12 protein-coding genes and 1 other annotated feature are annotated in these 19520 nt (G+C 32.4%); of the genes, 10 read left to right on the forward strand and 2 right to left on the reverse strand.

The annotated features are described in order from the left end of the window. The 4 genes from gatB to ACO5GE_RS05375 all read left to right on the forward strand — a co-directional run. On the forward strand, window positions 1-1169 hold a 1169-nt coding region (gatB, locus tag ACO5GE_RS05360), incomplete at its 5' end, for an Asp-tRNA(Asn)/Glu-tRNA(Gln) amidotransferase subunit GatB (protein ID WP_484829900.1). 65 nt (window positions 1170-1234) lie between these two features. Continuing rightward, window positions 1235-1480, forward strand: a binding site (T-box leader). Window positions 1481-1650: 170 nt separating this feature from the next. Continuing rightward, on the forward strand, window positions 1651-2664 hold the full coding sequence (gene asnA, locus ACO5GE_RS05365; RefSeq protein WP_484829901.1) for an aspartate--ammonia ligase: 1014 nt from the start codon (window positions 1651-1653) through the stop codon (window positions 2662-2664). Between the two features lie 63 nt (window positions 2665-2727). Then, the gene (locus ACO5GE_RS05370) at window positions 2728-4014 is read left to right on the forward strand and encodes a methionine gamma-lyase family protein (protein ID WP_484829902.1); all 1287 of its coding nucleotides are present in this window, start codon (window positions 2728-2730) and stop codon (window positions 4012-4014) included. Window positions 4015-4026: 12 nt separating this feature from the next. Further along, window positions 4027-5946, forward strand: a complete 1920-nt coding sequence (locus ACO5GE_RS05375; protein ID WP_484829903.1) for a type I glutamate--ammonia ligase — start codon at window positions 4027-4029, stop codon at window positions 5944-5946. A 145-nt stretch (window positions 5947-6091) separates the two neighbouring features. Here the strand turns inward: ACO5GE_RS05375 and ACO5GE_RS05380 are convergent, their stop codons facing one another. Together ACO5GE_RS05380 and ACO5GE_RS05385 are read right to left on the reverse strand one after the other, a co-directional pair. Further along, entirely contained in the window at window positions 6092-9520 is a 3429-nt protein-coding gene (locus tag ACO5GE_RS05380; RefSeq protein ID WP_484829904.1) for a pyruvate carboxylase, read from the reverse strand. A 348-nt stretch (window positions 9521-9868) separates the two neighbouring features. Next, complete coding sequence (locus ACO5GE_RS05385) at window positions 9869-11059, reverse strand: coenzyme F420-0:L-glutamate ligase (RefSeq protein ID WP_484829905.1); 1191 nt, start codon at window positions 11057-11059, stop codon at window positions 9869-9871. 293 nt (window positions 11060-11352) lie between these two features. On the opposite strand from ACO5GE_RS05385, the gene recJ reads away from it, so the two are divergent. From recJ to aspS, 6 genes are read left to right on the forward strand one after another with little or no spacing between them, the layout of a single operon-like run. Continuing rightward, window positions 11353-13653 carry a single-stranded-DNA-specific exonuclease RecJ gene (recJ, locus tag ACO5GE_RS05390; protein ID WP_484829906.1) on the forward strand — a complete coding sequence of 767 codons (2301 nt, stop codon included), beginning with the start codon at window positions 11353-11355 and terminating at the stop codon, window positions 13651-13653. A gap of 27 nt (window positions 13654-13680) precedes the next feature. Continuing rightward, window positions 13681-14199, forward strand: coding sequence for an adenine phosphoribosyltransferase (locus ACO5GE_RS05395; RefSeq protein WP_484829907.1), 519 nt, complete (start codon window positions 13681-13683; stop codon window positions 14197-14199). Between the two features lie 58 nt (window positions 14200-14257). After that, window positions 14258-16459 (forward strand): RelA/SpoT family protein, encoded by a 2202-nt coding sequence (locus ACO5GE_RS05400; RefSeq protein ID WP_484829908.1) that lies wholly within the window; start codon window positions 14258-14260, stop codon window positions 16457-16459. 22 nt (window positions 16460-16481) lie between these two features. Then, the gene (gene dtd, locus ACO5GE_RS05405; protein ID WP_484829909.1) at window positions 16482-16931 is read left to right on the forward strand and encodes a D-aminoacyl-tRNA deacylase; all 450 of its coding nucleotides are present in this window, start codon (window positions 16482-16484) and stop codon (window positions 16929-16931) included. Window positions 16932-16985: 54 nt separating this feature from the next. Further along, complete coding sequence (locus ACO5GE_RS05410; protein WP_484829910.1) at window positions 16986-17612, forward strand: MBL fold metallo-hydrolase; 627 nt, start codon at window positions 16986-16988, stop codon at window positions 17610-17612. 24 nt (window positions 17613-17636) lie between these two features. Further along, window positions 17637-19415, forward strand: coding sequence for an aspartate--tRNA ligase (gene aspS / locus ACO5GE_RS05415; protein ID WP_484829911.1), 1779 nt, complete (start codon window positions 17637-17639; stop codon window positions 19413-19415). Window positions 19416-19520 lie beyond the last annotated feature (105 nt).

A 19520-nucleotide genomic window follows, 5' to 3' on the forward strand; every position in this document is an offset into this window, starting at 1 on the left:
AAGGTTATCAAATTTCACAATTTGATAAACCACTATGCTATGAAGGATATGTTGAGATTGAAGATGAATTCGGGAATGAAAAAAAGATTAGATTGATTCGCATTCATATGGAAGAAGATACTGGAAAATCTATTCATGATGTTTCGGGAGATTCTTTGATTGATTACAATAGAGCGGGTGTTCCATTAATCGAGATTGTATCATATCCTGATATGAATTCTCCGACAGAAGCATATCGATATTTGGAAAACTTAAAAGAGATTCTTTTGTTTACAGGAGTATCTGATGTAAAGATGGAACAAGGTTCTCTTCGTTGTGATGTCAATATCAATGTTGTAAGAGAAGATGGTGTTAAATCTAATATTGTAGAATTAAAGAATTTGAATTCTTTTAAGTCAGCTTTAAAAGCGATGGAGTATGAGGAAAAAAGACATATTGAACTTTTGGAAAAGGGAGAAAATTCTTTAAAAGAAACAAGAAGATGGGATGAACAAAACCAAGTGACTATTTCTATGAGAAGTAAGGAAAATGTACAAGATTATCGATATTTTCCGGAAGCGGATATTGTAGACTTTGTGATTTCAGAAGAGTATATCAATGCTGTTAAAGATAGTTTGCCTGAACTTCCATCAGAGAAAAGAAAACGCTTTATCAAAGAATATGGTGTTACTCATGATGATGCGTCAATATTGAATTCCAGTAAAGAGATTTCTGCTTATTTTGAAAAATTGATTGCTTTGACAGAAGACAAGCAAGTAACAACGAACTTTTTCTTGTCTGAGTTTTTGAGAAGATTGAAGGATTCTGATTCTACAATCGGAAATGAGAAATTTGATATCAATCAGTTTGCATTTTTGTTGAATCAAATTTCACAAAAGAAAATTAATAACAATATGGCAAAGAAAATTTTTAGAAAAATGTTTGAAGATGGAATTGATCCTAAAGACCATATAGAAAAAGAAGGATTGACACAGGTTCAAGATGAAGGGTTTATTCTTGATATTGTCAAAGAAGTCTTATCTCAAAATCCACAATCAATAGACGATTTGAAAAATGGAAAAGATAGAGCATTCGGATTTTTGGTAGGACAAGTTATGAAACAATCAAAGGGAAAAGCAAATCCTCAAATTGTAAACACATTATTGAAAAAAGAAATTGAAAGTATGTAGTACAACCATATTTATGATAGTAGTTGACAATGTGGGTAATTAGCGATATAGTTAAAGTAATTTCATAAGAAGCGATGATTAGGAGAGTATTTTATAAATAAAAACGTTCAGCGAGTCAAAGTAGGTGAGAGTTTGACAGTTTGTTATAAAAGAAGAACACCTATGAGCTTTCAACCGAAAGACGTATGTTGAGTAGACTTGAACGTATTTTCCAAGCGTTAGATTGGAAAAAGTATGTTTGTACTTTATTGAGTTGGTATTTAGCCAAGAAGTAGGGTGGTATCACGAATGATAACTCTTTCGTCCCTATATATTTCTGATAGATAATATATAGGGATGAAGGGGTTTTTTGTTTTTCAAAAATCATGATTTTTGAAAAACAGTAGTATATTCTTGTCGGTAAAGCAGAATAAAGCTTTCAAAAAAGTAGATTCTTTCATCAGAATGAAAAAGACGATATTATTTAGAGGAGGGGTATAAAATGGCAGTAGATAAGTTGATTTTACCAGAGGGGTATATAAATGAATTTTCTCTTTTGGAAACAGAGATTGCGATTAAAAGAATTAAAGATTTGTTTCAAAAGACACTATCTGAAAAATTGAATTTGACGAGAGTTTCAGCTCCTCTGTTTGTTAAGACGGATAGTGGATTAAATGACGGATTAAACGGAGTAGAGCGTCCGGTAGCGTTTGATATGAAGGATTCGGGAGATAATTTAGAAATTGTTCAATCTTTGGCAAAATGGAAAAGATTGGCATTATACAGATATGGTTTCCCTGTAAATACTGGACTTTATACTGATATGAACGCTATTCGTCGCGATGAAGAATTGGATAATATTCATTCCATTTATGTGGATCAGTGGGATTGGGAAAAAATTGTTGAAAAAGAAGATAGAACAATAGAGTATTTGAAAGATACAGTTCGAAAAATCTATCAAGTTTTTTTGGAGGTAGAAGATTGTCTAGAACAAGAATATAGTTTTTACAAGAAAGTACTTCCTTCTGAAATTTTCTTTATTGAATCTGAAGAGTTAAGAAAAAAATATCCATCCCTATCTTCTAAAGAAAGAGAGTATGAAATTACAAAAGAAAAAGGAGCAGTATTTATTATAGGAATTGGTGGCAAGTTATCGGATGGAACTATCCATGATTCTAGAGCAGCTGATTACGATGATTGGAAGCTGAACGGAGATTTGTTATTCTATGATGAGCTACTGGATGTTGCACTAGAATTATCTTCTATGGGAATTCGTGTAGATGAAGTTTCTTTAAAAAATCAATTAGAAGAAAAAAATGAAGAGTATAAGTTAAAATATGATTTTCATCAAAAAATTCAAAATCAAGTTCTTCCATTAACAATTGGTGGAGGAATCGGTCAATCTAGAATCTGTATGTTCTTTTTGAGAAAAGCTCATATCGGAGAAGTGCAAGTTTCTATATGGCCGGTAGAAGATAAGAAAATATGTGCACAAAATAACATATTTCTTTTATAATGTTAAAAAATATACTATAATTTTACTAAATGTTAGATAATGATAATCAAAAGGGGTCTTGTGATGGATGATAGAAATATAGATTTTTTAAGAAAAAACTTTGGAATCACAGAAGAAATTCTTTTTTATGAAAAAAGTGCAGAAGAGCAAATACAACATGTTTTTGAACAGTATCAAGATATACAAAAATATAACCAATACAAGGTATTGAATGCGATGCAAATATGTAGACTTTCCGATACTCATTTTAATTGGACGACAGGCTACGGATACAATGATGTCGGAAGAGAGAAAGTTGAAGAAATTTTTAGTACTGTCTTTGGCGCTGAAGATGCGTTGGTTCGTTCTAATATAGTGAATGGAACTCATGCCCTTACGTTGTGTTTACAGGGGTTGCTTTTTCCAGGTGATGTTATGCTTTCTATATCTTCTAAACCGTATGATACATTAGATAGAGTTATTGGAATTTCTGAAGATAGTCACTCCTTAGCTTCTTATGGGATTAGATATAGGCAAGTGAACTTTTTGGAAGACGGTTCGTTCGACAGGTTGTCTATTGAAAAAGAAATGAGAGAAACTCCTGATTTGAAAATGGTGTATATTCAAAGATCAAAAGGTTACAGTAATCGAAAATCTTTGTCTGTAGATGATATTGAGAGTATCGTAAAGTTTGTTAGAGACATTAATCCTAATGTAATTATTATGGTAGATAATTGCTATGGGGAATTTTTAGAGACAAGAGAACCTACAGAGGTTGGAGTAGATATTATGGCAGGTTCTCTTATAAAAAATCCAGGTGGAGGTCTTGCATTGACCGGAGGATATATTTGTGGAAAAAAACATTTGATAGATGCAATTGCTAAACGCTTAACATCGCCAAGTATAGGAAAAGAATGTGGACTTACCTTTGGAATGACAAGAACGATTTTACAAGGATTATTTTTAGCTCCATCTGTTGTAGCGGGAGCTGTAAAAGGAGCAATTTTTTGTAGTAAATTGTTTGAGAATCATGGATATAAAACGTTTCCTCAATCTAATGATGTCAGAAGTGATATTATTCAAGCAGTTCAGCTGAATTCTGCAGAAGAGATTATCGCTTTTTGTAAAGGGGTGCAGGAAGCATCTCCGGTAGACTCATTTGTATCTCCTGAGCCTTGGGAAATGCCGGGATATGACGATCCTGTTATTATGGCTGCAGGAAACTTTATTCAAGGCTCTTCCATTGAATTGAGTGCAGATGCTCCCGTTCGTGAACCGTATACTGTGTTCTTTCAAGGAGGATTAACCTATGAATACTCTAAAATCGGATCTTTATTAGCATTGAAAAATATCATAAATTTGAAAAAATAGGAGACGATATAAATGAATTTAAATAATACTCAGATAAAAAATTTGCTATTTACCATAAGTAAGAAAAATCATTCTCATCGTGAAATTATCAATATATTGACAAATCATACAGAAGTACAATTTGTTTCTTTTGTTGCGATTGATTTTAGTGGAAATGGGACAGATGAAAAAATACCTGTATCCACTTTTATAAAAGATATCGAAAGTTTGCTAACTGTTGGAGTTCAAACTGACGGATCAAGTGTAGTTTTACAAAACATTGCAACGTTAGACAATGCAAAAGTTATTATTTTACCTGATTTAGAAGTTGATTGGTTTGTGGATTATAATTTTAGGAATTTATTGGAAGATGGAGAAACTCCTGTAGGAACACTTAGAATCCCATCATTTCTTGTTCATAACGGGAAAAAAGTATGCTCCAGATCTATTTTGAAAAAAGCAGCTTTAAAATTGAAACAAGATTCTATGAAATTTTTAAAAGAACATCCTACTATTTGTGAGGAAATGGGAATACAATCGGCAGATGAAGTAGAGTCAATTGATTTAACATCAGCTACTGAATTGGAATTTTGGGTTCAAACTCCTGAAGATACGGTGGATGTAGAAAAATTGTCTGCATCTCAAAGATTAAAAGAACAATATTGGAAGCGCACAGATGGAATTGTAAGAACAGCACTTGAAAATACAATCTATATTATGGATTTATATGGATTCGATGTAGAAATGGGACATAAAGAAGTAGGAGGAGTAACATCTCCTATATCTGTAACAGGAAAATCCGAACATATCATGGAACAATTAGAGATAGATTGGAAATATGATGATGAGATTCATACTTGTGATAAAGAGCATTTTATCCGTCATTTGGTGAAAGATATCTTTCATATGCATAAATTGGAGGTTACTTTTCGAGCAAAACCAATTGAAGGAGTTGCCGGAAGTGGAAAACATGTGCATATTGGAGTATCCTGTAAATTAAAAAATGGAGAAAGAAAAAATTTATTTTCACACAAGGATTTGACAACACGATATACGACATCTTATGGACTTTCTGCATTGATGGGTATTTTGAAAAACTATGAAGTGATTAACCCTTTTGTTGCTTGGACAATTGATTCTCTCAAACGTTTAGAGCCTCATTTCGAAGCACCTATCTGTATTGTTTCTTCGTTGGGACTTAGTCCTGAGATTCCATCCAGAAACCGTTCTATTTTGATAGGTCTAATCAAAGATTTTTCAAACTCCTTGGCAACCAGATTTGAGTTGCGTTCACCAAGTCCTCATAATAATGTATATCTTATCTTGGCAAGCTGCTACCAAGCAATTCGTGACGGATTGTGGAATGCGGCAATGAATATGTCTTTGGAAGAGTTAGAAATAGAATTTTCTAAGACAGAACAGGAACAAGGTATCTATTTAGAACAGGGAAGAGAATACCGAAGTGAAAAAAATATCTTTGAATATTATAGTGAAGAAGAAAGATTTAGAAAATTTGGTATTCCACCTAAGACAGTATATGAAAATTTATTGCATTTTCAGCAATTTCCGGATAAGTTGGCTATTTTGAAAAAAGATGATATTTTTACAGATGAAATTATTGATTCCTTTGCATCATCCATCTTGGAAAAATGGGTAAATCAACTAAGTTTTCATATTATAGAGAACAATATGGAAGTGGTTCGTTCTTTTTCAATTTTACATGACAACAATCAGGATATTTCTGATTTGGATATTGTGAATTGGACCAAAATCAATGCTCTTCGTTGGGAACTGATGAAAGACAGTGTTGATAAGAAATGTTTATTTTCAAGGATAAAAAATGCATTAATGGAAAAAAATTACTCCTATGCATCGGATTTACAACTGGAAATGAATGACAAAATGTTGCTTTTAAAGACATTGTATAACTCTTATCAGAAAAATATATTTTAGAATAACAGAATTGATTTAATAGGTAAGAGAGTCTATTAGAGGTTTTTATGAAAATATTCTTAAAAACCTCTTTTTCTTTTCTAATCATGTATGTAAAACCGGAGGTAGGTCATTTTGAACATCTCCAGTTTTTAAAAGTATTATTTTACTTTAGAATCATAGCCAATTCGTCATCAGAAACAGAGTCTCCTTGAGAAATTAAAATCTCAGAAATAGCTCCGTCTGCTTTTGCAAGAATGGTAGTTTCCATTTTCATTGCTTCTACAATCATAAGAGGCTGATTCTTTTCAATCGTATCACCAGGGTTGACTAATATTTCAGCAATCGTTCCAGGGATAGGAGAAGCGATATGTTTTGGATTAGATTTATCTGCTTTTCGTTTGCTGTCTTTTTTGGTTTGAACAGAACGATCTAAGATTTCTACTTCTCTAGCTGAACCGTTAAGCTCGAAATAAACAGATCTCAAACCATTTTCATCGGCATCGCTATATCCTGTATAGCAGATATTGAGAACTTTTCCATCTTCTATTTGAACGTCAATTTCTTGCCCTTTTTCCAAGCCGTAGAAAAATACAGTGGATGGAAGGTTGCTGATATCGTTGTATAAATCAATATGTTTGCAATAGTCATCATATACTTTTGGATAGAGAGCATAACTCAAAATATTTCTTTCATTAGCAATATCTACATATTTTTCATTTAGTTGAAGTTTAATTTTTTCAAAATCTTCATTTGGAAGAAGCATTCCCGGACGTTGTGTAAGAGGAGTTTTTCCCTTCAAAACGATTTTTTGTAAATCTTCAGGAAAACCTCCATCAGGTTGTCCGATTTGTCCCATGAAATATTCTACAACAGAATCCGGGAAAGATAGATTCTCTCCTTCAGTGAGTATGTTTTCAGGAGTTAGATTATTTTTCACCATAAAAATTGCCAAATCTCCAACTATTTTAGAAGAAGGAGTTACTTTAATAATATCTCCTAATAAAAGATTTGCTTGACGATAAGCTTCTTTTACTTCTTCAAACTTATGTTCCAATCCAACTGATTTTGTTTGAGGTAACAAGTTGGAATACTGTCCTCCCGGAATTTCATATTTATAAATTTCAACAGAAGGTGTTTTTAGTTCAGATTCAAATTTTTTGTAAATTTTGCGTACCTCTTTGAAATAATTACTTACTTCATTTAACTCTTCTAAATCCAAACCTGTATCTCTATCTGTATTTTTTAGCGCTGCCACAACAGCATTCAAAGAAGGTTGGGATGTCAAACCTGACATAGATTCAAGTGCAAGATCTGCAATATCAACACCTGCCTCGGATGCCATTAAAATTGTTGCAACTGAGTTCCCTGAAGTATCATGTGTGTGTAAATGAATTGGGATATGCAGTTCTTTTTTTAGTTCAGAAATTAATTGTTTCGCAGCATAAGGTTTTAGTAGACCTGCCATATCTTTAATTCCTAAAATATGAATTCCCATTTTTTCCAATTCTTTTGCCTTTTTAATATAGTATTCTAAAGGATATTTTTTGTTATCCGGACTCAAGATATCCGAAGTATAACAAATCGTTCCTTCGACAATTTTTCCGGTATTTAAAGCAGTTTCAATTGGAAGTTTCATATTTTCTAACCAGTTCAAACTATCAAAAATTCGAAACACATCAATTCCTTGTTCCGCAGAAACCTTGATGAATTCACTTACTACATTATCAGGATAATTTTTGTATCCAACTGCATTAGACGCACGCAACAACATTTGTTGTAGTACATCCGGCATTGATTCAGACAGTTTTTCCAATCTTCTCCATGGCGATTCTTTTAAGAAACGATAAGCTACATCAAATGTAGCACCTCCCCATGTTTCCATAGAGAAGGTATCTCTAAAAATTTTATTGCAATAAGGTGCTGCCTGTAACATATCATACGTTCTCATACGAGTTGCAAAAAGCGATTGATGGGCATCACGCATGGTTGTATCGGTTACATACAATTTCTTTTCATTCAAAATCATTTGAGTAAAATCTTTTGCTCCCATTTCTTGAAATAATTGTTTGCTACTTTTTGAGTTTGCAGATAAATCAATTTTAATTTTTGGAATCTTAATGTCTGAAATAGAAGGATCGTATTTTTCATTTACGATAATATCTCCAATAAAATTCATTAATTTGCTCGCACGATCTTTACTTCCTTTTATATTAAATAAATCTTTTGTATCTTCAATGAATGATGTATAGCAATTTCCTTCCAAAAAAGTAGAATGATTAAGAACGTTGATTAAAAAAGGTACATTTGTTTTTACTCCTCTAATCCGAAATTCCTTAATGGAACGTAGTGCTTTTCTAGCTGCACCGTGGAATGTTCTATCCCAAGAAGTTGTTTTTACTAAAAGACTGTCATAGTAAGGGCTAATTTCGGAACCGGTGAATCCATTTCCTCCATCCAAACGGATTCCAAATCCCGAAGCACTTCGATACACAGATATTTTACCTGTGTCCGGCATAAAATTTGCAGTTGGGTTTTCTGTAGTGATACGACATTGGATAGAATATCCTCTGATAGAAACATCATCTTGTGAATTGATGTTTATTTCTGAAGAATAAAGAGGATGTCCCATGGCAATTAAAATTTGGCTTTGAACAATGTCTACTCCGGTTATCATTTCCGTAACAGTGTGTTCTACCTGGATACGAGGGTTCATCTCTATAAAGTAATAGTTTCCGGATTGATCTACTAAAAATTCCATTGTACCGGCGCTGATGTAGTTTACATATTTAGCTAACTTAACAGAATCAGAAAGTATTTTTTGTTTAATTGATTCGTCAAGGGAAATAGAAGGGGCAAATTCGATGACTTTTTGATGGCGTCTTTGTAAAGAACAATCTCTTTCAAAAAGATGTACAATATTTCCAAATTTATCTCCTAAAATTTGTACTTCAATATGTTTTGGACGGTGTAGATACTTTTCCATGAAAATAACGTCAGAATTAAAAGCTTTAATAGATTCGCTCATAGCATTTTTGAATTCATTTTCCATTTCTTCGTTGGAGTTTACAATACGCATTCCTCTTCCACCACCGCCGTTTGCAGCTTTTAAGATAACCGGGTAACCTATTTTTTCAGCAATCTCTTGTGCCTCTAATGAATTTTTAATAGGTTTTTGATGTCCTGGAATTGTAGGGACACGACATTCTAAAGCAACTATTTTTGCAGATATTTTATCTCCCATTTGTAACATGGTATATGGCGTAGGGCCAATAAATTCAATTCCGTTATCCAGACACATTTGTGCAAATTTAGGATTTTCTGAAAGAAAACCATATCCCGGATGAATTGCATCTACATTCTTGTCTTTTGCAATTTGAATAATTGAAGCCATATCTAAATAAGCGTCAATAGGTCCCTTGTCTTCTCCAATTAAATAGGATTCATCTGCTTTGGTACGAAACAAAGAATATTTATCTTCTTTTGAATAAATTCCAACCGTTCTAATTCCAAGTTCTGTAAGGGCGCGGAAAATACGAATTGCTATTTCTCCACGATTTGCTACTAGAACTTTTTTGAATTTTTTTATTTCCATAAAATCAGTCCTTTCCTAAAATATCAGTTCTATATATTTTGTATACGCACAATTTATATAATTAAATGACACTATATCATGTAATATATAATGTGTCAATTATTCATTTTGAATTTTTAGAATATTATACCATTTGATTGAAATTACAATGAAATAGACGACTATTATACAAAACAACATATTGAATTATATCATTCATTTTTTTGTATTATGTGAAAACAGAAGTATAAATGTGCTAACTCCTTATTAACTAGGAGTTATAAAAATACCCTCTGTACCAACAACTGGTAAAGAGGGTATTATTTAAAAAACAGTATTTTTTATGATGAAAAATGGTTGAAGAAAGGATTAGTCTGCATAGTTATCAAAATATCCTTGAATTAAAATAATAGGAGTTCCTTTGTCACCACTTCCTGAGGTTAAATCACAAAGTGAACCAATTAAATCTGTTAGTCGTCTTGGTGTTGTTCCTTGAGTAACCATAGAACCTTTCAAGTCTTTTTCTTTTTGTTGAATAGAATGAACAATAGCTTCCTTCAATTCTTCGCCCTTTAAGCTGGCAAAATCATTATCAGCCAAATATTTCAATTTTAATTCGTTTGGTTGTCCTTCCAATCCTTTAGTAAATCCTGGTGATACAACCGGATCTGCTAATTCCCAAATTTTTCCAACAGGATCTTTAAAAGCACCATCTCCATAAACTAGCACTTCCAATGTTTTTCCTGTGATTTCTTTGATTTTTTGTTGCACTTCTGTTACAAATTCGTTGGCATTTCTAGGAAATAGTTTGATAGATTCTTCCGTAGACTTATTCGAACCTAACAAACCATAATCAGGATTATATCCGCTTCCATCAATTGAAGAATTCATAATCTCATCCAAACTTAGTACTTGTTCTGCACCACTTTCTAGCAATATACGTTTTGTTCTAGCTCTTGTATGAATATCACAGTTTAATACATATTTGGTATGTTCGAGTATAGTAGCAGGATTGTTGGATAAAATAACTTCAACTTCACAATTTTGAGAAGAAATCAATTCTTTGTAGTATTCAATATAATCAATACCTGTAAAAACATGTGCTTTGTATCCAAATAACTCACGATATTTTTTTTCTGTCAAAACATCTGAATAAGGATTTATTTTTTTACAATCCAAATCATCTAATGAAATTAAGTGGTTTCCTACTTCATCGGAAGGATAATTTAATATAAGGGTTATTTTATCAACACCCTTTGCAATACCTTTCAAGCAAATAGCAAATCTATTTCTACTTAAAATAGGAAAAATCAATCCAATATGTTTACTTTTAAATTTTTCCTTCACATCATTTGCAATTTGATCAACAGTAGCATAGTTTCCTTGAGCTCTTGCTAGTACAGCTTCCGTCACTCCTAAAACATCGCGATCATTTAGCTGTATATTATCTGATTCACAAGCTTCCATTAAAGAGCTTACCACCATTGATGAAAGATCATCACCTTGACGAATAATACCGGTTCTAATACCTCTTGATATAGTTCCTACACATCTTGACATAAATTTACCTCTTTCTCTTATAGATTATAAAAGACTTAATATTTTTGTGTAAGCTATTCTCCAAACTTACAATTTATTATATACTAAACATAACGAATTAGCAAATACAAAAGTATATTTTTTTGTTTTTCAAAAAATTAATTCGATAAAAACGGAATGATATATAGAAGGATAGAATATATAGTTCGTTTTTTATTATAAAGATCTGATTTTATTTAAAATATTGTATAAAATTATTCATGATAAAAAAGAATTAAATTTAAAAAGTTACGATAGTATTTTGGAGAATAAATATGAGCAGTATATGGATGGCAAGGAAAGATAAAACGTGTGTTCAAGATATTGACGAAGGGTTAGACTTACTTTCTGTTGTAATTAAAAATCGTGGTATTGAAGATATAGAACAATATTTAAATTCAGATGAAGAAACATTTATTGATCCTTATCTTATGAAAGGTATGTACGAAACTGTAACAAGGTTACAACTTGCAATGGAGCGTGGAGAAAAGATTGTTATTTATGGAGATTATGATGTAGATGGAGTTTCATCAACATCCATTCTATTTCATTATTTCAAAGAAATAGGATACGAAGTTGGTGTATATATTCCGGATAGAAAAAAGGAAGGATATGGACTTAATGAAGATGCAATTCTTCAATTAAAACAACAGGGATATGAATTAGTGATTACTGTGGATTGTGGAATTTCTGCAATCAAAGAGGTGGATTTGAGTAATCAACTTAAGATGTATATTATTATTACAGATCATCATCAGTGTCCTGATAAACTTCCTAATGCATTCACAATTCTTAATCCTCATCAAAGTGATTGCAATTATCCGTTTAAGGAATTGTGTGGAGCGGGTATTGCTTTTAAATTAGTACAAGCTCTAAAAAAATGTAGTATCATGGAAATGATGATGTATCTTGAGATAGCAGCAGTTGCTACTATTGCAGATTTGGTTCCTCTTTTAGGAGAAAATAGAAGTATTGTCAAATTTGGATTAAAAAGTATCAATCACAATAAATTAAATTTTGGAATTCAAGCTTTGATAGAGGTTGCACAGTTAAAAGAGCAAAAAATTACTTCATATCACGTTGGTTTTCAATTAGCTCCACGAATAAACGCAGGCGGCAGATTAGATTCGGCTATGTCAGGAGTTTTACTTTTGACTACAAACTCTGTTAATAAAGCAATACAATATGCCGTTACTTTGAATGAATATAATCTACAAAGGCAGTTGGTAGAACAGACGATATTAGAGGAAGCAATCACAATGATTGAATCGGAGTCAAAGTATAGGAATAATGTAATTGTGGTGTCAGAGAAGGGGTGGAACGAAGGAGTAATTGGAATTGTATCATCAAGAATAACAGAACGTTATGGAAAGCCTTCGTTTGTATTTTCGATAGATGAGGAAGGAATTGCAAAGGGTTCCGGCAGAAGCATAGCTGAGTTTCATCTGTTCCAAGCTTTGCAAGAAATAAGTGATTGTATGTTGGGGTTTGGGGGACATAGTCAGGCTGCGGGATTATCTATCGAAGAAGAACAATTAAACATTTTTGAAAAAAATATAAACCTTATTTCGGAAAAATATTTAACTGAACAATCGTTTAAACAAAAGTTTTTTTTTGATGGTGAACTGAAAGAGGAATATTTGACGTTGGATTTTATGTATAAATTAAAGCAAATGGAACCTTTTGGAATGAAGAATCCAAGTCCTCTTTTTTTGATGAAAAATGTCAAAATAAAAGAAGTGGGGCGTGTTGGGAAGGATAAAACACATTTTCGTGGACAGATAAAAGGTTGCAATATCATAGGATTCAATTTTGGAGAACTAGCTGATGATATTTTAAGTAATCGTGACAGTGAACTTGATATTCTTTGTTCTATGGAAGAAAACATATATCGTGATGTGAAAAGTTTGCAACTAAAATTAAGAGATTATAAGTGGATTGAACAAGAGAATATGATGGATGAAATGATTCAGCTAGCAAAGTGTGTTCTACAAGAAATTTTAGAAGATGCATGTTTGTCTAAAGATATTGTTGTGTTAGAAAAAATAGATTTTACTCCGAACACATTATTTTTGACATCGGTGCCTTCTGTTCTTAATCATATAAAGAGGGAACAAATGTACCTGGATTGTGTTGCAAATCAAGTTAAATTCATTTCCAATATTGAAAAAGTAAGTTTAAAAGATTATAATAATATCATTATTTGTGATAGTCTGTCAAAGTATATTATTTCTCGTCAAACCGAATTAGATTTTGAAAAAATATACTACTTCGATTTCTGCACCAATGTGCTCAAAGAATCTATTAAAGTATTCTCTTTTCCACTTGGAAATAATATTTCTTTTTTAGAAAAGATAGAGAACAATAAAAAGATAAAGATATCCATAGATACAATCAAAAATATGACATTGGACAGAGTTTTAAAATTGTGGATACAGATTTTACTGTTACAAGAATTAAAAATGATTTCAATTCGATATTCTTTCGGTAATATTTACTTGGAAGATTTATCGATAGGAGATAGAAGAGATAATTATTTGGAATTTCTAAACAACTTAAAATCTTTTGAGAAGTGAAATATTATATTTTAGGGGAGAAATTTTATGGAGTTAAAGTCAAAAATTAGAGTGATTGAAGATTTTCCTAAGGAAGGAATCAGCTTTAAGGATATTACAACATTGTTGAAAGATGGAGAAGCTTTTCGAGAAACTGTTGATACCATTGCAGGACATTTAAAAGAAAAAAATATAGATATTATTGTTGGGCCGGAAGCAAGAGGTTTTATCCTTGGAGCTGCTGTTGCTTATGCACTTGGCGTTGCATTTGTTCCAGTAAGAAAACCTGGTAAATTGCCGGCTGAGACAAGAACTTATGAATATGATTTGGAGTATGGTGTGGATCAGTTGGAGATTCATGTAGATGCAATTTATGAAGGTGCAAGAATTGCTATTGTAGATGATTTATTAGCTACAGGTGGAACTGTAAGTGCTGTTATTAAACTAATTGAATCTTTGGGAGGCACGGTTTCTCAGTGCGAGTTTTTGATTGAATTGGAAGAATTGAACGGAAGAGAGAAATTAAAAGGATATGCTGTTGAATCTTTTGTGAAATATCCATTTTAGTTTTGATGAATAGTGCATCTTATGATAAAAGTAAGTTGTGAAAAAGGAGGGATATAAGATGCTTAGTGCTCTTTTAGATAAGATTAGAGAATATAATTCAGGTGCAGATGTATCTATAGTAGAAAAAGCATATTTACATGCATACGAAGGTCATAAAAATCAATACAGAAAATCAGGAGAAAAGTATATTATACACCCTGTTGAAGTAGCAAAAATTTTAGCTGAATTAGAAATGGATATGGATACCATAGCTGCAGGCTTGTTGCATGATGTATTGGAAGATACAGATATGACTTATGAAGAAATGGCAAGTGAGTTTGGTACAACAATAGCCGATTTAGTAGATGGTGTTACCAAACTGGGGCAAATCAAATACCAAAGTAAACAAGAAATGCAAGCAGAAAACTTTAGAAAGATGTTTTTTGCAATGGGTAAGGATATTAGAGTTGTTTTGATAAAACTTGCTGACCGTTTGCATAACATGAGAACCATGAAATACATGCCTACAGAAAAGGCAATTGAAAAATCGAAAGAAACAGCGGAGATTTATGCCCCAATTGCCAATAGATTAGGTATTTTTCGAATTAAATGGGAAATGGAAGATTTGGCATTACGATATTTGGATCCGGATGGATACCGTGAGTTGACGGAAAAAGTCTCACTAAAAAGACAAGAACGTGAAAAATATATAGAGAGCGTTATTGAGCAAATAGAGGTTAAACTTGAAGAAAATGATATTACTTGTGATATCAAAGGAAGAGCAAAACATTTTTATAGTATCTATAAAAAAATGAAGTATCAAGATAAAACTTTTGAGGAAATCTACGATTTAATGGCAGTGAGAATTATCGTGGATAATATCAAGGACTGTTATGGTGCGGTAGGGTTAGTTCATACCATTTGGAAACCAATTCCGACACGTTTTAAAGATTATATTGCAATGCCAAAACCCAATATGTATCAGTCATTACACACAACTGTAGTTGGTCCTGATGGAGAACCTTTGGAAATACAAATTAGAACATGGGATATGAATAGAATTGCAGAATTTGGGATTGCAGCTCATTGGAAATATAAAGAAAGATTTAGCTCTAATGGCAATTCTGACGGCGAAATGGAAGAAAAATTATCTTGGATAAGACAGATGATGGAGTGGCAAAAAGAAGTTTCTGATCCGGAAGAATTTATGGAGTCCTTAAAAATTGACTTATTTGCTAACAAAGTATTCGTGTTTTCTCCCCGAGGAGATGTTTTGGAATTACCGGCAGGCTCTTGTCCTTTAGATTTTGCATATAAAGTCCATTCTCAAATTGGAAATAAGTGTGTAGGTGCAAAAGTCAATTCAAGGATGGTACCTATCGATTATAAATTAAAAACTGGGGATATTGTTGAAATTATAACGTCCGGAAATTCTAACGGACCATCTAGAGACTGGTTAAACATTGTAAAAAGTTCCGGTGCTAAAACTAAAATTCGACAATGGTTTAAAAAAGAAAAAAGGGAAGAAAATATTGAAAAAGGTAGGGAACTTTTAGAGAAAGAGACCAAGAAACTAGGATATCCTATCAATGACTTCTTAAAACAAAAATATATTTCATCTGCAACGAAAACATTAACAAATGGTGTTGTAGAAGATTTGTATGCTGCTTTAGGTTATGGAGGCATTACAATAAATCAAATTATGCCTAGGTTGAAGGAAAAATATGAAGAAGATAACAAAGAACTTCTCTTAGAACAAAAAGCGTTAAAAGAAAAACAAGAGGCTGAAAAAAGAGCTAATATTGCAAGGAAACCATCTAAATCCAGTATCGGAATCCATGTTGAAGGAATTGATAATATTTTGATACGTTTGGCAAAATGTTGTAATCCGGTTCCGGGGGATGAAATTGTCGGATATATTACCAAGGGACGTGGAGTATCCGTGCATCGCAATGATTGTACTAATGTATCTTTGGATGATGGAGAAAATAGTGATAAACGTGTTGTTGTGTATTGGGATAATGATGATTTAACATCAAAAGAGTTTGAAGCTGAAATTCAAATTATAGCCTATGATAGAAAAAGTCTATTTATGGATATCACTAGATTGTTTACGGAAGAGAAGGTTTCTTTGAATGGAATTAACGCAAAAACGAATAAGGAAAATATAGCTGTTATGAACTTTGTGATACAAGTTCCTAGCGTTGATAAATTAAGAAGTATTATGAGTAAATTGAGAAAGATTGAAGGCGTTTCAGATGTGAGAAGAGCAGTCCAATAAAGCTATTAACAGGAGGAGTTTCATGAGATTAGTGATTCAACGTGTAAATCAGGCCAATGTTCAAGTATTCGGTCAAGAAATTGCAAGTTGTGGAAAGGGATTACTTGTCCTTCTTGGGGTTACACACGATGATTCCATAGAAGATGTAGAGTATTGTGTTTCTAAAACATTAGGCTTGAGAGTTTTTGAAGACGAAGATGAAAAAATGAATTTGTCCATAGAGGACATTAAAGGGGAAATTCTTGTTGTCTCTCAATTTACTTTGTATGGGGATGTTAGGAAGGGAAGAAGACCTTCTTTTATAAACTCTGCAAAACCGGATAAAGCAAATGAATTGTATGAAGAATATGTTAAATATTTACAGAAAGAGAATATTCCTGTCAGCACTGGGCAATTTGGAGCTGATATGAAAGTAGAATTAATTAATGATGGTCCTGTTACTATTTTAGTAGATAGTAAAAAAATGTTTTAGAATTATTGCTTTGATAATATAAGACCTGAACGAAGATAGAGAGGAATTATTTTAATGGAATTGAAAGTTTTTTTCCAAAATCATTATGAAATTAACAGTTATGTTTTATATGATTTAGAAACAAAGAAGGCATATGTGATAGATCCCGGGCTAAATGGTTCTACGTTAATTAAGTTTCTGAAACAGAACAATTTGAATGTAGAAATGATATTTCTTACACATGGTCATGGAGACCATATTTCTGATGTTCCTATGATATTAGACAACTATGATGCAAAGATATATGCACATAGATCAGATTCAGTACTTTTTGAGTCAGCTGAGAAAAACCATTCTCCGATGATTTCTGGAAAAATCATAGAATTTCAAGTTGACTTTTTTGTAGACGAAGGTGATCGAATCGCCGTAGGTAATAAGGTTATGGATGTCATCCATACTCCCGGACATACTAAAGGTGGAGTGTGTTTTTATTTTGAAAATATGTTGTTTACAGGAGATACTCTTTTCAAAGGATCTATAGGAAGAACGGATTTATTTGGTGGAAATTATGATGAATTACTTAATTCACTGGTACACATAGCAAAATTGGATGGAGAAACTATTATTTATCCCGGTCATGGACCAAGTACGATATTAAGAAAAGAACTGTTGACAAATCCTTTTTATAAAGGACTCATATAAATTTACAGATAGCTGGAGGGTGTAATGGATAATATTTACGGACTAAAAAGAACAAACTATTGTAATGATTTGACTATGGACTTTGTTGAAAAAGAAGTTGTATTGATGGGTTGGGTTCAACGTGAAAGAGATTTAGGTGGTTTAATTTTTCTTGATTTAAGAGATCGTACGGGAATTGTTCAGGTTGCATTTGACATTAACGATAGTGCAGAAAACTTTTCGAAAGCAAAAGAATTAGGTTCAGAGTATGTTATTGCAGTTAGGGGAGTTGTAAAAGAGAGAAGTGCAAAAAATAAAAATATTGATACCGGAGATATTGAAGTTTTTGCAAAAGAACTGCGTATTTTAAATACAGCAAAAACACCACCAATTTATATTAAGGATGATGATATTGTTGCTGAAGACTTGCGTTTGAAATACCGTTACTTAGATTTAAGAAAACCAAAAATGCAATATAATTTTTTGATGCGTCATAAAGTAACACAATCTGTTAGAAATTTTTTATCAAATGAAGGTTTTCTTGAAATTGAAACACCTATCTTGACAAAACCTACGCCGGAAGGTGCTAGAGATTATTTGGTGCCAAGTCGTGTAAACAAGGGACATTTCTATGCACTTCCTCAATCTCCTCAACTATTTAAACAGTTGTTGATGACATCAGGTATGGATAGATATTTTCAAATCGCAAAATGTTTTAGAGATGAAGATTTAAGAGCAGATAGACAACCAGAATTTACTCAAATTGACTGTGAAATGTCTTTTGTAGAGATAGATGATGTTTTGGATGTTACAGAAAGATTGATGAAAACAGTATTTCATGACGTTTTAAATATGGAAATTCAAACTCCGTTTAAGAGAATGAAATGGCAAGAAGCAATGGATAGATTTGGATCAGATAAGCCTGATATTAGATTTGGATTTGAAATCAATGATATCTCAGAAATCGTAAATGAATGCGGTTTTAAGGTTTTTGATGATGCAATTTCGTCCGGCGGTACTGTGAGAGGAATCAATTTGAACGGCTATGAAGCTGAATTTTCTAGAAAGGCTATTGATGCCTTGGGAGAAACAGCAAAAACGTATGGAGCAAAAGGTTTGGCGTGGATGCGTATCACGGAAGATGGAATTAATTCACCAATTTCAAAATTTTTAAGAGACGATGTGTTAAATGCTATTGTTAAAAAAATGGGAGCAAAAGAAGGAGATTTACTATTATTTGTTGCAGATAAAACAATGACAACATTAACTTCTTTGGGTCATATTAGATTAGAGGCTGCAAAAAAATTAGGTGTAATAGATGAAAATGAATTTGCATTCCTGTATGTAGTTGAGTTTCCGCTGTATGAATATAATGAAGAAGAAAATAGATATGTTGCAGCACATCATCCTTTCACAGCACCTGTAGATGAAGATTTGAAGCTGTTCAATTCTTCTCCTGAAAAGATGCATGCCAAAGCTTATGACATTGTATTGAATGGTGTTGAACTTGGTGGAGGTAGTATTCGAATTCATACAAAAGATGTGCAAGATAAGATGTTTGAAGCACTAGGTTTTACAAAAGAAGAGGCAGAAGAAAAATTCGGATTCTTATTAAATGCATTCCAATATGGTACTCCGCCTCATGGAGGAATTGCTTTTGGATTAGATAGACTGCTGATGTTGATGTTGAAGAGAGATAATATACGTGAAGTGATTGCTTTTCCAAAAAATCAAAATGCAATTTGCCCTATGACAGAAGCGCCTGCAGTAGCAGATGAAAATGCATTACGAGAATTGGGAATAGAGCTGTCAACAAGAAAATAAAAAAGTTATGAATCATTTTTAATTGGTTAATTGTAAAATGAAAATGAACTAAAAAATTCCATAGAAAATCACATTTGGTATAATTGAATCACCACAAAACAAAAA

This window comes from Filifactor sp. (assembly GCF_057248345.1).

Excerpts from the sequence above, each read along its gene's own strand:
- asnA (WP_484829901.1), top strand. The coding sequence starts at position 1,651 with ATGGCAGTAGATAAGTTGATTTTACCAGAGGGGTATATAAATGAATTT.
- aspS (WP_484829911.1), top strand. The coding sequence starts at position 17,637 with ATGGATAATATTTACGGACTAAAAAGAACAAACTATTGTAATGATTTG.
- ACO5GE_RS05375 (WP_484829903.1), top strand. The coding sequence starts at position 4,027 with ATGAATTTAAATAATACTCAGATAAAAAATTTGCTATTTACCATAAGT.
- ACO5GE_RS05385 (WP_484829905.1), bottom strand. The coding sequence starts at position 11,059 with ATGTCAAGATGTGTAGGAACTATATCAAGAGGTATTAGAACCGGTATT.
- ACO5GE_RS05370 (WP_484829902.1), top strand. The coding sequence starts at position 2,728 with ATGGATGATAGAAATATAGATTTTTTAAGAAAAAACTTTGGAATCACA.
- recJ (WP_484829906.1), top strand. The coding sequence starts at position 11,353 with ATGAGCAGTATATGGATGGCAAGGAAAGATAAAACGTGTGTTCAAGAT.
- ACO5GE_RS05410 (WP_484829910.1), top strand. The coding sequence starts at position 16,986 with ATGGAATTGAAAGTTTTTTTCCAAAATCATTATGAAATTAACAGTTAT.
- ACO5GE_RS05400 (WP_484829908.1), top strand. The coding sequence starts at position 14,258 with ATGCTTAGTGCTCTTTTAGATAAGATTAGAGAATATAATTCAGGTGCA.
- ACO5GE_RS05380 (WP_484829904.1), bottom strand. The coding sequence starts at position 9,520 with ATGGAAATAAAAAAATTCAAAAAAGTTCTAGTAGCAAATCGTGGAGAA.
- dtd (WP_484829909.1), top strand. The coding sequence starts at position 16,482 with ATGAGATTAGTGATTCAACGTGTAAATCAGGCCAATGTTCAAGTATTC.
- ACO5GE_RS05395 (WP_484829907.1), top strand. The coding sequence starts at position 13,681 with ATGGAGTTAAAGTCAAAAATTAGAGTGATTGAAGATTTTCCTAAGGAA.